The organism is Legionella stuttgartensis, from assembly GCF_977063405.2.
In genome coordinates this window covers 177738-193593 of sequence record NZ_CDRUHA020000044.1, presented here as the reverse complement: position 1 = coordinate 193593, position 15856 = coordinate 177738, and the positions used below count along the sequence as shown (strand labels likewise).

Below are 15856 nucleotides of genomic sequence, written 5' to 3'. Positions count from 1 at the left end.
AATCATAGCTTAAAGTATTCACGGGTTGTCTATAAAACAGGAAAGAAGAACATTAAGTCGGAAGAAGATTTCTAAAGGGGGGAGCGCATTTGAGAAGGGTTATATATCTATTATGGTTTGTTTATGACATCTATATATAATTTTTCCTGTAGCAATCTCAATGATTTCTCCTTCTGCTCCTGAATGCTCTAAATCACATTGTTCAGTCAAAAGTATCGTTAAAGATTCAATATTTGTTCCGGTTGTTGAAGAAATAATTTTTTCCTCTATTTTAATCCTGGCTTCATAAGGATCGTTCTTTTTGGCTGAGTTCATATCCTTTACCTCCAATTTCATACTCACTATATACAGTATAGTGCAAACTCCCTCAGGACTTATGAAAAAAAACGATCTCTTTGTAAAAAAATGATTTTAATTCGGGCATTCAGTTTTACCTCAACTTCCTCTTTATATTTTTCACCTCGATCTTTGGGGGCTTAATCGTGTTCTTTTTAAAATGGTATAAATGAATAACAAAATTGGAGTTAAAATCACTTTTGCTGTTAAATTGGTTTAGCTAGTGACAGGGGGTAAATCAATTTTGATTTTTCCTCCCCACGCGAGCCTTAGCGCATTAATAATGGCAAGCACATCAATTATTTCTTGAAGAATTGCGCCGGTCACTGGAGTAATATAGCCAAGAGCAGCGAAGCTCATCCCAATGATACTGAGTAGCATTCCGCCAATGGCACTTTGTAAGGCAATCTTACGGACATTCAGGCTCAGATGAATCAACTCATCAACTTTTTTTAAGGTATTTTCCATGATCACGGCGCCTGCTGCTTCCGAGGTTATATTGCTGTATTGTCCAAAGGCAATACCCACTGTTGCGGCGGTAAGGGCCGGCGCGTCATTAATGCCATCACCCATAAATACTGTAGGTGCTTTTTTTCTTTCTTCTCGAACAATGGCAAGTTTTTGTTCAGGACTTTGTGAAGCACGAATTTCTTTCAGATTTAACTGTGACGCTAAATAACGTACTTCGGATTCCCGATCACCAGAGACAACCATGATTTTTTTAAATTGATGTGAAGGGGTTAAGTGACTGATAAATGATTTTCCTTCTTTACGAGGAGCATCATGAAATATTAATGAAGCTGCAAATTGCTCGTCGTAGAGGACAATGCACTCTAATCCCGGAGCTTCTGGCGGAAGTTCATGAGCCGATTGAGGCTGATTGAGTAGAAACTTATTACGACTGGTAACATAAATCTTATGACCCGCTATGGTTCCGGTCAACCCTTGACCGGGTTTTTCGGAGACATGGGAAGCTTCCAGCAATTCTAAATGGTGCTCTTGAGCTGCATTAAGAATGGCGGGTGCTAGTGGATGTTTGGAATAACGTTCAAGACTTGCTATGGATTGTAAAATGATATCCGCAGTAAGGCGGGTGTTCTTGGCAAGATGAATTTCTGATAATGTAGGTTTGCCATAGGTTAGAGTGCCTGTTTTATCAAAAATTGCAGTTTGGCATGTAGGCAATTGTTCAAGAACAGTGGGATCGCGAATAATAATACTTTGTTTGGCAGCCATTGAAATAGCGCTAATCAATGTAATAGGAATTGCAATGAGTAAAGGACAGGGTGTAGCGATGACGACCACAGCAAGAAAACGCATCGCTTCTTCAGTGAAGTACCAAGCAGCACATGCAAAAATCAAGGCTAGAGGAGCAAAAATTGCTCCTATTTGATCTCCTAATCGTCGTAAAGAAGGCCTCTTTTGTTCTGCTTCCTTAAGCACTTCGACAATCGCTGCGTAACGTGAATCAGAAGATAATTTTGTTGCTTGAATGGTTAAAGGGGATTCCCCATTAATTGCACCGGAAATTACAGTGGTGCCCGGAGCTTTGGATATCATATACGGTTCACCCGTCAGATAGGACTCATCCATAACGCCATGGCCCTCGACAACAGTACCATCTACAGGACAAATTTCATAAGGATAAATCACGATATTATCGTTAACTCGAATATCAGCTAAGGTGATGTCTTCAATTTGGTCCTTAATTTTTCGATGCGCTTTAGTAGGCATACGCTCGGCAAGCGCCATTAATACAGAAGAGGCTTTACGCATTGCATATTGCTCTAATGTTTGTCCCCCGGCTAACATTAGTATAATCAGCACCACAGCTAGATATTCATGTAAAAAGGTACCAGTGATTAACGCAATTGCAGCCAAGGAGTCGGCACCTAAATTTCCTCGAACTAATTTTAATACGATTTGTAAAAATAAGGGGATTCCACCGGTGAACATCATAATCAACAAAGGGATTTCTGCTTGCGGCAAATCCATTATTTTCATTACGATATAGAGAAAAATTGCAATGAGTGATAGGAAAACCAAAATCATTTTCCATTTTGAAGTCAGAGGGGAGAGGGTGAGTTCCATCGTTATTGATTATGAAATATTTTTATATTTCAATATCATAGTTAAGGAAGAGCAAGGATTCAAGTTTTGAACCTGGGCAGCGGCAGACACAACCTCTACGTACCGCGCTTTATGCGCGGTACGTAGAGGTTAAGAGGATCTTTCGGGTTTTACTACAATGCACCTACACATTAATTACATAGGCTTTTGTAAGCAGCAACCAGACTGTTTGGATTAGAAACGGGTAAGTCTGTATCAGCACTCCACATAATGGCGCCTTTAAGTTGTTTGCTCTTAACAAATCGACATACGGCCTTAACTACCTCTGGTGATTGGTAGCCAACAAATTGTTTGGCTGCTGAATTGTAGAGGTAAGAACCAGTAATGAACGAATTATTATTATCATCCAAGGCATTGATATGAACAATCTTGTAATTCAGCTGTTTTACCAATTTATCCACGGATTTATAAGGTAATAGACCATCTTGAATGGTATAGTCAGAGGCAAAATGACTCGCACCATTCCAAGGTTGTTCAAAACCTGGAAGTGCAGGGTTTTCACCAGTATTAACCCCAGAAAAACCGCGTCCGTAAGCAGCTAAACCAACCTGTAATTTTGCTTTGGGCATTCCATATCCGAGAACTTGTTCTGTAATAGAGTCCGTTGCATAGTTAATCGCAAATTCATCTTTACGGCTGGTCTCTGGTTGCTTTAGATAAGCATGAACTGCGGTATAAGGATCGCTGCTTTGTGACCATGGACCATGTAAATCATAAGTCATTAAATTAACACTATCAGCATAATTTGCGATTTGTTTAAACCAACCACCATCTACTGATTGATTGATTTTTTCCAAATACTCTTTATTTACAGTGATGGTTACTGAAATATAAGTGTCTTTTCCTAATGTTTGACGACTGGCTTTGACCAAATCAAAAAGGTGTTTGTAGTCGGACAATGTTTTCGCATCAGGAGGTAATTGGCCGCCTGTTTGTAGATCAATAGGGGGTTCGAAATCATAATCAATTCCTTTTAAGTTTTTAAAATGAGTCATCCAGGATTTGAATTGATTTAGGAATTTATTTTGATTAGCAAAGATGGCTGCGAATGTGGCAGTGCTAATTCCTTTATTATCTGGGGTATTTGCGCCACCGATGGCAATAATACGTTTTGCGGTATATTTATTGGAATTAATAAAGGCACCAAAGCTATTGAGTTGACCTACACCTTTTTGATCTGTGTAATTGAATAATTCTTTTTGGCCCGTATTGCCATTCGTCTGTACCGAAGCACAACTGCCTTGATTCGCGGTGCAAAAATTAAGGAAATCTTTAGTTTCCAGAGGTAAAGGAGATATCCAGGAGCCTTCTAGAGGCAGCTCACCCCAGAGATCAGCAAAGTGCATTAAACCATCCCAACTGGAAGGAATTTGGTATAGAGCTTGATTCGGATCTTTACTATTCCAAACTTGTAAAAAACTCCAGGCGATGACATCTGCCTTATTAAATTGAGCAACCATTTCAGGATTGGAAACATAAGCCAATTGTCCATAAGGTCGACCAATTTTATAAGCGCCGTCATATTCATAAGGGTTCTGACCATACATGGACCAATTGGTGGTGTATAAGGTTAATGTTGCATTTGCTACCGCGGGAATAAGAAACGCAGTAAGAATGGTTATTTGCATAATTTTCTTAAAAAAAGTCATTATGATCCTCCAATAGATAAGGAGTTAAATTTTAATCCCTATGATTAATAAATAACCACTGTCAATTATGACAGGGGGATCATAATGTTAATAATTGAAATTCTAATGCCTTGGCCAAGGATTGATATTTATTTTTGGTCCCTAATTTTTTATTGATTTTTTGAATATGGAAATTAATTGTTCTCTCACTGATCTCAAGACGTTGTGACATCTCTTTGACTGAACATTGTTCGGCAATCAATAACAGGCATTGAATTTCACGTTGGGTTAAATGAAACGCTTCTTTTTCGCTTACCTGATCTAAAAGGTGAGTTTGGAGGTAGTGATAGTAGAGATGTGCTGCAACAAAAAATTCATATTGAGCTCGGTTTTCTTGCAAGTGACATTGTTGATTTTGCATTTGTACTAATAACAGGATTGCAAAATTATTATGTGGACCATGAATCGGGATTGATAGACCCGATTCTGCCCCAAAGGCAATAGAGTCTTCTCGCATTTTTCGTTCGGACGGACTTGTTGCCTGAGCTAATTGTTGTTTTAAATTCCAATAAATCGGCAAATGATTATGATAAACAAAATTCAGTGTGCTATCGATATTATGGTATTGCTCGGCAAGATAATGTTGATGCCAGGATTTGAAATTGGCAGAACACATATCATATTTTAAGCGATTTGCTGAATTTGGATGATAGGCATAATAAGTGAACGAAAATGTTGTGATACCTTGTTTGTTTAAATAAGAACTCAAGGCATGATCACAATCAGCTAGAGAGGGGGCTTGCACCAATTCATTTTCTAGTGTTACGAGCAAATCATTCATACTGATTCATCGCTCTGTGCGTTATAAAAAGAAGCGCTATATTGGCTGCAAAAATATAAAGAAAAAAACCGGAGTAACCCAGTTTCTGCTCTATCCAGCCACTAAAGGCGCCAAAAAATACATAACTTGAAGCCATGATTGAAGTGCAGATCGTATACATAGACATCGGATAATTACTTTTATTGGCAATCATTAAGAGATAGCCCATATAAGTTCCATTAGCTAACCCCACTGTAAATTGATTCAATAAAATAACTACATAAATGAGTACATTGTGGGCATGAAAATAGGGAAATAAAAGGTAAAGCAAATGACCTAGTAGCAAGAGTAAAGTCACATTTTTTAAGCACTTTTCGAGGACATAACGCGTAATGAGCCAGCCTGAAACAAAGATACCCAGCATCAGGAACATACTGCCAATTATTCCATAAAGCTGGCTAACCTGAGATAAATTGAGTCCTAATCCTCCTTTATCCAGCAAAAATAAAGGAATAATTTTTTGCATTTGCGCTTCAGAAAAGTTGTATAAAAAGATAAAGAGTAGTATTGGATAGATTTGCGTATCGAAGAGAAGGGTTTTAAAAATTGCCCAATAACTCAGATGAAACGATTCCACTTTGTTAGGGATTTCTGGAATTTTGGCTTTATGATAAAAAGTGAGTAAAAATCCCACAACAAATAAGCTAAAGTAAAATAATTGCCATACATTTAGTTCGTAATACACAGCAAAACTGCCAATAAGAGCTAATAAGCCACCTTTAATAAGTAATCGGCCCATTTGATAAAAAAAACTGCGTAACGCAACATATTTTTTTTGTTCTTCATTATTTAAATTAAGTAAATAAATACCGTCAGAAGCAATGTCATGAAGCGAAGAAATAAACGCAAGACTTGCAAAACCTATCGAACTAATCATTAGAAAATAGGAGTTTTCGACACAAAGTGCCAATAGGATAAAAATTAGAGTTACTATTGCTTGAGCATACAATGTTAATTTTTTTTTCGTAGCAATTTGTTCGAGGAAAGGAGCGAAAAGAGGCTTAATTGTCCAGGGTAGCATGAATAAGCTGGTTAAAAACGCGGCCTGGGTATTGCTCATCCCATATTGCTGATACATGATGGTCGCAATCAAGGTGACCACCACATAGGGTATACTTTGAAAAAAATAGAGACTGGCTATCCATTGATAATTCTTTGGAGATACTAAAGAAAACACATATTAATTCCAAATTGATCATTGCTCACATTGTAACATAATTGCACATCAATAAAAAATAGAGCTGCTCTAACAATAGGATTGACCGATTTTCTTTAGGTTCAAAGACAAAAAATTGAATTTTTTGTTATAAGGGATCCATTACAGTTTTATATTCTGATTCTCTACACGCTTCAAGTTCTTCTTGCATGTTAGAAATATAGACATCTAGTGATTGTTCTTGTTCATCAGCGTTTTGAATGATTATGTTTCTGATTCGTTCTGCAATAAATAACATATCCTGAACACTAACAGCCTGGGTTTTATATTTGAAAAAAAGATTCTCATTAATATATGAGATCATTTCCTTCATGTTTGCAGGGACTTTTACCTCGACTATGGGTTGAGCGGAATACAATTCAAGATAAATGAGTTCTTTTTCTAAATTAGAAACACTGGGATTAAGTAATCGAGCCAATTTGCGTAAATGTTCTGATAGATTTGTTTTAAATGACTTGGCGTCCATCAACCACGCCGCGAGAGAAAAAGAGTTATCTTCCATTTGGTAAGCTACATTTGATTGATAAACATATCCCCAAACTCCGTGGGATGTTTTTTCACAAGCTACCATAACATAGGAATGTCCTGGTATATCAATGCGAACCACTTTAGGTAAGTCGTTCTCGAGCTCTTCGTCAAGACTTGCAAGAGAGTGTGTTTCCTTTTTGGAGATAATCATTGCATCTCCAGTTATTAAAGTACAAAATGCATTTGCGATATCACCGCACCCAACAGGGGAAAAGATAGCTTGCTTTAGGGGGATATTGAGTAAATTATTTTTTTCCATGGTTAAGAGAATTTTGACTGTAGATTCTAAGTCTACACCGCAAATCGCTAAATAGAGTTTGGCATCTGTTGCGCTATTCAATCGTTTCGCATAAGCGCCCAATACAAGTTTTCGAAACGTGGAATCAAAGTTATCTATTGAATAGTTAGTCGTGGCGAAAAAAGCAGATTTGCTTTGCATGAAAATGGCATGAAGTTATATATTGTTATACAATATTGCAACTTTTTGGTATTTGTGGCAAGAATTTTAATTAATTAAATATTTATTATGCGTAAAACTAATTATTATAAATTTTTTATAGAAAACAATACATTTAAGATCCAAGTTGACACGATGCTAAATCGTCTGAGAAAACATAAGGATTCTAAGGTAATTGATGCAATTAGGCTTATTATTGATGGAAAAGCGCAAGATCCCTTACTCGTAGAAATTGCGATTTTAAATTCTCTTATGAATCACCCAGAGCACTATATCAAGAATATAGATCCTGAAACTAAGAGAACTATCCAGAATGAAATCAAAGTTACTCTAGAGACTTTTATTCTTGAGTTGAATGATGAGGTAGTTTCTTCTAAGCCGGGAGTACGCGCTTGAAGAATGAGTTAAAGTTAGTTAATTGATTTGCTCCAATTTTAATTACCTTCATCCTCTTCTTCGATCCAACAATCACTAGGGCCACCAGGCGGTGTGGGGCGTCTTGGCATTGGGGTAGGATGAAATTTTGCTCCTTTTTCATTTCCCGAAAAGCGAGTGGTTGCTTTGATCCGATGAAGAGCGATCGTTTTGTTTAAGGTGTCAATTAAATTTTGTTCTTTAAATAGGAATAAGAGGTCATTATCGTCGAGGGTTTCATCTGATTGACATTTGCAAATCATGAATAAATTCGCATCATTTTTATCATTAAAGTTCGCAATCCTTTTCTTTTCTGAGGCATTCTCTGTTTTAATTAATACTTGGAATGAAAACTGAACGAAATTAAGATCGCCATTTCCTTCAGCATATTTTGCATAGGCAACAGAAATATTTTCCTAATTGAATTCCTGTAATAAATCTGAATCGTCATAGAGTCTGAAAATAATTTTTTGTTTTTCAAGGTCAGGGAGGGCTAATTTTTTTGCAATGAAGATGCGTGTGTCACCTAGATCACTAAATTCAGCTATTACTTTTTCTTCGCCTCGTGCAAATTGCTCAGTAATTTTATATTGCATATCTTCATGGATCAGTGTTGGATTTATCTTTTAAACAAATCAGTGTTAAAAATAAATTAGTAATATCCAGACAAATTGATCAAATATTATACTATAATAGTCTAAAGTTTGTAAAGTACTTTCTTTATTTTAAGTATACATACCTTATTTATGGAAGCGGAGAGTGAGTTTTTTACGCTCTGAGATAGGAGAACAGAGGAATTGAACGAAGAAATTTGTTTAGGTGTTTATTATGAAGAAAATAGATTTGGTTGCTGTAAAGCCCGCCCACTTAAGTAGTAAGCAAAAATCCGATTATGTAACCCTTCATCAAGAGTATTTATTTTTAGACAAAGAGACCTTACTTGATTATTTGGCTCCAAGAGATTATGTATTACTATTTTACGATAAAAGTTCGAAAAAACTTGTCGCAACCATCGGTGTTTCTATAATACATTTTAAAAAGGATGTATTAGTTTACTTTGGAAACGTGGTTGTTGAAGCATCTTATAAGCATTCGGGTATTATTTCATATGCCATGACCAAACACGTTTTAAAATTATTTTTATTGTATCCCTTTAAGAATAAGTACTGTTGCGGTTTGGCCTCATCGTCGGGTACTTTGGAATATTCTCTAAAATACCCCCCCTCATGGCCCAGTCCCAAAGAAGAAACACCACCTCATATCGTTCAATTAATGCTCGATACCTTACAAAAACTAAATATTGATAGATATCGAATTGAAAATGGGAATGTAATTACTTATAACTTATCCGAAAAAATTAAGTCTACCTTTCATAAAAAAGCGCACGCTATTTCTAAAATGGACAAGTATTTCAATAAAATTAATCCTTACTCTGAACAAGGAGAGCAAGTTTTTTTTCTAAATCCAATTACGATCAGGAATACGGTGAATCTTGCTGTACGTGGATTCCATAACCATTTGATAAATCACCCTAAACTTTATCACAAAATCATGAAATGTAAGTCCAAAAGACCTATTTATACAATTGTTCTTTTAACAATAACAATGATTAAACTAAAATTAATAAATAAAAAAGGGAATTATAATTTAAAAAGATGATTCAATTTTAAACTGACAAGGAACTAATTATGGAGCACGAGCAGTTTGATTATCTAAACGCTTTTACTCGTAACATTGGTTGGCTTACTGAAGAAGAGCAAATTTTTCTTCGAACAAAAAAAATTGCAATTGCAGGACTTGGCGGAGTGGGTGGAATTCATTTACTCACACTAGTTCGCCTAGGCATAGAACAATTCCATCTGGCAGAGATGGATACTTTTGAAATCCAAAATTTTAACAGGCAAGTTGGTGCAACCGTAAGTTCTCTTCATCAACCCAAAATTGATGTACTTGCCCAAATGGCCAAAAGCATCAACCCAAATGTCCAAATTACCTGTTTTAATGAAGGTATTAATCAACATAATATTAACGAATTTCTAGCTGGAGTGGATCTATATGTAGATGGCTTGGATTTTTTTGTTTTAGATGTAAGGGCCCAGGTATTTAAACGAGCTTATGAAATGAATATTCCGGCAATTACTGCTGGTCCTATAGGAATGGGGACTTGTTATTTAGTGATGATGCCAGGTCAAATGACCTTTGAAGAGTACTTTCAATTTAATGGATACAATCCCAAAGAGCTTCCTGTTCGTTTTTTGGTGGGATTAAACCCTAAGCTATTTAATAGACATTATTTAGTTGATCCCAGTCGAGTTAATTTTGACTTAGAAAAGGGGCCGTCAACAATGATTGCCTGTCAATTGTGCGCAGGAGTGATGGGTGCTGAAGCTTTAAAAGTATTGCTTCATCGGGGACCTATTTATGCACTACCCAGATATCAAGTATTCGATCCATACCTATGTAAACATCGTATAGGATGGATGCCCTGGGGAAATCGGAATCCAATTCAGAGATTGAAAATTTTTCTAATGAAAAAACGTTTAAGCTCTTCAAGTCAAGAAAAGGACGATTTTTTATCAGAACATTCAACAACAGTCGAAAAAATTTTAGAGCTTGCTCGATGGGCACCTAGCGGTGACAATTCACAGCCTTGGCGATTTATACTAGTGAATCCCTCGCAAATTAGAGTGGTAATCACTAATGAAACGCCAAACAATTGCTATGATTATGGAGGAATACCTACCTTAATTTCAGGTGGATTCTTACTTGAGACATTCAATATTGCTGCAAGTTTATTTGGATTGGAGAGTGAGTACCAAAGTGAATCTCACACAAGCACACAACATCACATTTTAGTTACTTTTAAAAAGAACTCTAAATTAAAACCAGACCCATTAGCTTATTGCATCAAAATAAGATCGGTGGAGCGGGGTAATTATAAGCGATTAAAATTAGCCGATAATGTAAAAAGGCTCTTAACTGAGTCAATAGGGGAGAAGTTTGACATTATATGGCTAGAATCGATGAGAGAGAAAAATTTTATAGCAAAACTCACCATGTTGGCTACAAAATTACGAATGACTATGCCGGAACTTTTTCCTATTCACCAACAGGTATTTACCTCAAAAAATCGAGCGACTCAAGGCATACCCATAGCCGCTACCGGTATTAATCCTTTGACTCAACGGATCATGAAATGGGCACTTAAATCATGGTCTCGAATTACGACTTTTAATAAATTAGGTGCAATACAAACCAATCAATTCGAATTGGATCTTCTTCCAAGCTTATTCTGCAGTGCCCATTTTTTTCTTATTCCCAAAAGCCCAATTAGTGGAGATGATTACTATTTTAAAGTGGGTGCTGCCATGCAACGATTTTGGTTAACTGCAACCCAATTAGGTTTAGTCATGCAACCTAATTTTGCACCGCTGATGTTCCAATATTATGCTGATGCTCAAATCCAGTTTTCACAATTAAAGTTCTCGCAGAATACAGCTCTTAAAATATCCAAAAATCTACATGCACTTTCTCATGAGAATCCCGTATTATTTCTTGGCCGCATTGGATATCCTCAGCAAAAACACACCAAAGTGCGTTCCCTTAGAAAATCTCTTGAAGAGCTTCTTACCAAGGACACCCCATGAAAATTTATGGAGCTTTAAGTTACTCATGTTTTTATTATTTGCACGTAATTTGTTCCATCATCCCCAACGACAACACCATGAATTTCAGTAGCAAAACCAGGTAGCGCTTCTCCAATATCATCTAACATAAGCAAGAATTCAAGAATCACTTCACAATCATCGGTGATTTGTTCTCCGGGCATAATTAAGGGAATACCAGGTGGATAGGGCAAGATCATCACAGCAGAAATTTTATCTTTTAATTGTGCTAGAGGTATCAGTTGAGTTTCTTGCCGAATAAGCTTTTGATATGCCTGATGAGGCGTCATAACTACTTTAGGTAGTTTATCAAAAGCATGGTACATCACGTTTGGTAAATTATGCTTTTGCATCAAATTATGAAGTGTGTTAGCCAAGGTTTGAATAGACATTTTTTCATAAAATTCAGGATGTGCTTGATACAGTTGTGGGATTACGATTTTAACTGGGGCATTTTCATCATAAAGTTGTTTAAATTTATTTAAAGCTGCCAATAAAGCCATTGATTTGGCTCGCGTAATTCCTAAACTAAATAAAAACAGCATCGAGTAGGGGCCGGTTTTCTCAACAATGATTCCATGAGATGCAAGGAATTTTTCCACAACAGTCGCTGGAATACCCCAGTCATCGAGTTTATCATTCTTGATTCCTGGTAATAGTACAGTCACCTTGATTGGATCCAAAAATAAATGATCCTCGTCTACTTCATGAAAGCCATGCCATTTTTCGTTGGGTTTTAAAGGGAAACAGGATGGTTTGTTTTCTAATGTGGGTTGCCATACATCAAAAAACCAATCAGAACTTTGTTTTTTCAAGCGTTTGATTTCTGTTCGAAAATCCCATGCCAATTCAATTGCTTCATTGATTAAATCATACCCTTGATTTCCAGCCATCATTGCAGCCGAAACTTCACAACTGGAAACAAGAGGATAGAACGGAGAAGTGCTCATATGTATCATGTAGTTGGTATTAAGAATGTGTTCATTATAATTACCTTTAACATGAATCATGGATGATTGACTAAAAGCGGCTAATAACTTATGGGTTGATTGGGTTTCAAAAATCACTTGATCTTTTTGTGGGGTTAAACTGAGCCCGAATTTTTCAGCGTAAATAGGATGAAAATTGGTATATGGAACCCAAGCGCTATCAAAATGTAAGTGTTTTACTTTAAGCTCATTTTGAAAATTTTCAACTTTATAAAGTAGGCCATCATACGTTGAGTTCGTAATGACGGCATAAGTAGGCCAGGCCACTGCTTCAGGATGATCCAGAATTTTGTCGTGAATCGCTTGTTCAGTATATTCTGATTTAGGGATCCCTCCGAGAATCCCATAAGTGTTTCGTGTAGGCTTCAAATAAATGGGAATGACATCCACCATCATTAAGAATTGGGCGATGGATTTATGGCAGTTCCGATCAACAATGACGGTGTCCCCAGAAGTTGCTGAATACATGCCCACTATTTTATTGGATGTTGATGTACCGTTGGTTACAATTAACGAACGATCGCTTTTGAAGACATTGGCTATAAAATCTTCGGCCTCTCGTTGAGGGCCGGAATGTTCCAATAAGCTTCCAAGTTCTTCTATCGAAACGGAAAGATCGGCGCGAAAAATATTTTTACCATAAAAGTCATAGAATGCGGCACTGGTCGGATTTTTTTGAAATGCGGTTCCACCTAAATGTCCTGGAGTGCAAAATGCATAATTCAATTCCTGAACATAATGCATAAGTGCTTTAGTGAAAGGGGGTAGAATTGCGTGACGGTATTTTTCTATGGCAAGTAATATGCGTTTAAAATCATCATGTGCCAAATTAGCATCATATTGCAAAAAATCCAAGGTAAGATCAAAGTCACTAAGATTGATGTCAATAGAGGCATGCTTATTCGTCATAGCAAAAACAGGTAACAGTTTATTATGATTCGAAAAATGATGTAAATCATCAAATCCAAAATCATCCCAATCATAAAGAATAGTGACAATTCGTGGATTTAAACTACTTACATCATAAGCGTCCTTTAATGAAGTGCATACGGTAAGCTCATAATTTTTTTGTGTTAAAAAATTTTCAAGCATACTGATAAAATGCTTTTTGTATTCTTCAATTCCTTGCGCATACACAATAAGAATATGATTCATCGATTGTCCTTTTACCTCAATTTATTCTCTAAAATGTACTTTAGCCTATTCGAAGTAAATGATATATTTTTTTATGATTATAAAGAAATATTTTAATGAGTAACGGGAGTTATATGCCTCATATAAAAGTGAATGATATTTCCATGTATTATGAGATGCATGGCAAAGGAGAGCCGCTTGTTTTTATTGCTGGATTTAGTGTGGATCATATAGCCTGGGTTGAGGTTGTGGAGCGTTTTAAAGATAAATACCAGGTTATTTTATTCGACAATCGTGGTGTTGGGCAGACTGATGTTCCTGAGGGACCTTATTCTATAGATCAAATGACGGATGATGTCGCCGCTCTATGTTCGGCACTTGATGTTTCTCATGCTCATTTTGTGGGCAATTCGATGGGGGGATTCATCCTGCAAACTTTGGCCTATCGCTATCCCTCATTGGTTCGCTCGGCAGTAATTAGCCATTCGGCAGCAAGATTACATAGCGTTTTTCATATTTATCTTGAAGCACAATTAGAGTTACTCAAGGCGTATGCTCCACTTAAATCGCTACTTAAAGCCTCATGTAGTTGGGTTTATTCATATCAATTTCTTGCTCAACCCGGAGTGCTTGATCAATTAATTCAACTTGGTTTTGACTATCCTTTTCCATTCACTGTAAAAGGATATGAAGGTCAATACGCAGCGCTTAAGCATTTTGACTCAAGCACTTGGGTTAACAAAATCAATGTACCAGTGCTTGTATTAAGTTCAGATCAGGATTTAATTTTCAGTGAAAAGGATGCTAAATCTCTTGCCGATCAGATCCCTAGAGCACGTTATTATTGTTTTATGGAATGTGGGCATCTGCCTCAGATGGAGTATCCTGCGCAATTCACTAAAGTAGTGTGCGAATTTATTGAGAGTTTATGAATTGTAGCCTCAGTGCAGCGCAGTGACGGTATTCAAATCGATGAAACCAGTGTTTTGCTACGCTGCGCCCGTACTACAAAATTCGGTTAATTAAGAATCAGCATGTGTTTTAGTAAAGTCATGAATTTCAGGAATAATAATATTGCGGAATTTCTTGCCATTAAACAATCCATAATGTCCCACTCCTTCCGCAAGTAAATATTTTTTCATAGAGTCAGGTAAATTTTTACACAAAGATAGAACGGATTTTGTTTGTCCTACTCCGGTAATATCATCTCGCTCACCTTCTATGGCCAGAATAGAGGTGTTTTTTATATCCTGTACGCGCACATTATGACCGCGCGATTTGTAACGACCCGTTGTTAGCAGTTTTTCTTGAAATACTGTGTTTATTGTTTGCATGTAAAATTCAGCAGTCAGATCCATGGTTGAAAAATATTCGAGGTAAAATTTTATTATCTTGAAGGCTGCTTCTTTTTGATTATCTGCGTAGCGATCAACCGCTTTTTGTAGTGACTCCATATGACGCTGAAAATTCATACTCATAAAACCTGCAAGTTGCATAAAACCAGGATATACAAGCCGCATCGCGCCTGGAAAACGAGAGGGGACAATCGAGATCACATTTTGTTGAAACCAATCATCTCCTCGTGAGGCTGCTAATTCGTTTAGCGAGGTAGGGGATTGGTTCGTATCAATTGGTCCTCCAAGCAATATTGCTGTGCGAGGAAGATTGGGTGAGTTATTAGTAGACATGAGTGCAACTGCAGCTAAAACAGGAACCGTTGGCTGGCAAACTGCCATAACATTTAAATTAGGTGCGAGTAAATTTAAATAAGAAATGATGTAATCAATGAAATCATCTAAATCGAATGAGCCTTCAATCAAGGGTACATCACGCGCATTTTTCCAATCTGTAATATAGACATCGTATAAAGGAAGTAAATTTCTGACGGTGTCGCGTAGCAAGGTTGCATGGTGACCTGACATGGGCGCAACTACCAGTAATTTTGGCAAATTCAAGTGTTCAGCATTTACTTTTTTAAAGCGAATTAGATTGCAAAAACTTTTTCTATCGATAAGTTCTTCTTGAACATCGTAATATTCATCTTGAATTTTGACTTCATTAATATCAAATTTGGGTTTGTCATATACATTAGTAATGATATGAAATATATAGGAATAGCCTGATAATCTGCGAAAATGGCTGGAATTTGCTTCCAACATTTTTTTCAAGGCATTTTGCTCATCCGCTGAAATATAGGGAATGTTAACAGGTAAATTAATATTGTCAGAAATTCTGCGCAAACGTTTTGCTACATTGTCAAAATAATCTGAGTAAGGCTGGAGTAAACGCATGTTAAAATCATAGATATTGTAAAGATAACGATTATCAAGAGGATTAAAAAACATTTACGTACCTCGCATGTTTTAGGGAGATGCGAACAGGAAGGTGCATCACAATACTAATTAATATACACAAAATTATAAAATAGCAAATTTTTCTAGTATGACTCTTTTCCTCAGAATTTAAATGATAATTTGAT

At 36.6% G+C, this 15856-nt stretch carries 14 protein-coding genes; 4 read left to right on the top strand and 10 right to left on the bottom strand.

The window, feature by feature from the left end:
* Positions 1-99: 99 nt before the first annotated feature.
* From ACWTEW_RS11740 to ACWTEW_RS11715, 6 genes are all read right to left on the bottom strand, one after another.
* A complete protein-coding gene (locus ACWTEW_RS11740; protein ID WP_454781817.1) occupies positions 100-315 on the bottom strand; it encodes a hypothetical protein in 216 nt (71 codons plus the stop codon).
* 237 nt (positions 316-552) lie between these two features.
* Entirely contained in the window at positions 553-2388 is a 1836-nt protein-coding gene (locus ACWTEW_RS11735) for a heavy metal translocating P-type ATPase (protein ID WP_454781816.1), read from the bottom strand.
* A gap of 209 nt (positions 2389-2597) precedes the next feature.
* On the bottom strand, positions 2598-4115 hold the full coding sequence (locus tag ACWTEW_RS11730; protein WP_454781815.1) for a glycosyl hydrolase family 18 protein: 1518 nt from the start codon (positions 4113-4115) through the stop codon (positions 2598-2600).
* Between the two features lie 79 nt (positions 4116-4194).
* Positions 4195-4935, bottom strand: a complete 741-nt coding sequence (locus ACWTEW_RS11725; RefSeq protein WP_454781814.1) for a helix-turn-helix transcriptional regulator — start codon at positions 4933-4935, stop codon at positions 4195-4197.
* A complete protein-coding gene (locus ACWTEW_RS11720; RefSeq protein ID WP_454781813.1) occupies positions 4928-6151 on the bottom strand; it encodes an MFS transporter in 1224 nt (407 codons plus the stop codon). Before ACWTEW_RS11720 ends, ACWTEW_RS11725 begins: the two co-directional genes overlap by 8 nt.
* A gap of 127 nt (positions 6152-6278) precedes the next feature.
* The gene (locus ACWTEW_RS11715) at positions 6279-7157 is read right to left on the bottom strand and encodes a hypothetical protein (RefSeq protein ID WP_454781812.1); all 879 of its coding nucleotides are present in this window, start codon (positions 7155-7157) and stop codon (positions 6279-6281) included.
* 153 nt (positions 7158-7310) lie between these two features.
* On the opposite strand from ACWTEW_RS11715, the gene ACWTEW_RS11710 reads away from it, so the two are divergent.
* Positions 7311-7571 carry a hypothetical protein gene (locus ACWTEW_RS11710; RefSeq protein ID WP_454781811.1) on the top strand — a complete coding sequence of 87 codons (261 nt, stop codon included), beginning with the start codon at positions 7311-7313 and terminating at the stop codon, positions 7569-7571.
* Positions 7572-7609: 38 nt separating this feature from the next.
* On the opposite strand, the gene ACWTEW_RS11705 is transcribed toward ACWTEW_RS11710, so the two are convergent.
* Positions 7610-7852 carry a hypothetical protein gene (locus tag ACWTEW_RS11705; RefSeq protein ID WP_454781810.1) on the bottom strand — a complete coding sequence of 81 codons (243 nt, stop codon included), beginning with the start codon at positions 7850-7852 and terminating at the stop codon, positions 7610-7612.
* A gap of 153 nt (positions 7853-8005) precedes the next feature.
* The gene (locus ACWTEW_RS11700; protein WP_454781809.1) at positions 8006-8185 is read right to left on the bottom strand and encodes a hypothetical protein; all 180 of its coding nucleotides are present in this window, start codon (positions 8183-8185) and stop codon (positions 8006-8008) included.
* A 232-nt stretch (positions 8186-8417) separates the two neighbouring features.
* On the opposite strand from ACWTEW_RS11700, the gene ACWTEW_RS11695 reads away from it, so the two are divergent.
* The gene (locus tag ACWTEW_RS11695) at positions 8418-9248 is read left to right on the top strand and encodes a hypothetical protein (RefSeq protein ID WP_454781808.1); all 831 of its coding nucleotides are present in this window, start codon (positions 8418-8420) and stop codon (positions 9246-9248) included.
* A 29-nt stretch (positions 9249-9277) separates the two neighbouring features.
* Entirely contained in the window at positions 9278-11236 is a 1959-nt protein-coding gene (locus tag ACWTEW_RS11690; protein WP_454781807.1) for a ThiF family adenylyltransferase, read from the top strand.
* A gap of 23 nt (positions 11237-11259) precedes the next feature.
* On the opposite strand, the gene ldcC is transcribed toward ACWTEW_RS11690, so the two are convergent.
* A complete protein-coding gene (ldcC, locus tag ACWTEW_RS11685) occupies positions 11260-13398 on the bottom strand; it encodes a lysine decarboxylase LdcC (RefSeq protein ID WP_454781806.1) in 2139 nt (712 codons plus the stop codon).
* Positions 13399-13511: 113 nt separating this feature from the next.
* Here ldcC and ACWTEW_RS11680 point away from each other — a divergent pair, with 113 nt between their 5' ends.
* Positions 13512-14309 (top strand): alpha/beta fold hydrolase, encoded by a 798-nt coding sequence (locus tag ACWTEW_RS11680; protein ID WP_454781805.1) that lies wholly within the window; start codon positions 13512-13514, stop codon positions 14307-14309.
* Between the two features lie 90 nt (positions 14310-14399).
* Here ACWTEW_RS11680 and phaZ read toward each other — a convergent pair whose 3' ends face one another.
* Positions 14400-15722, bottom strand: a complete 1323-nt coding sequence (gene phaZ / locus ACWTEW_RS11675; RefSeq protein ID WP_454781804.1) for a polyhydroxyalkanoate depolymerase — start codon at positions 15720-15722, stop codon at positions 14400-14402.
* Positions 15723-15856 lie beyond the last annotated feature (134 nt).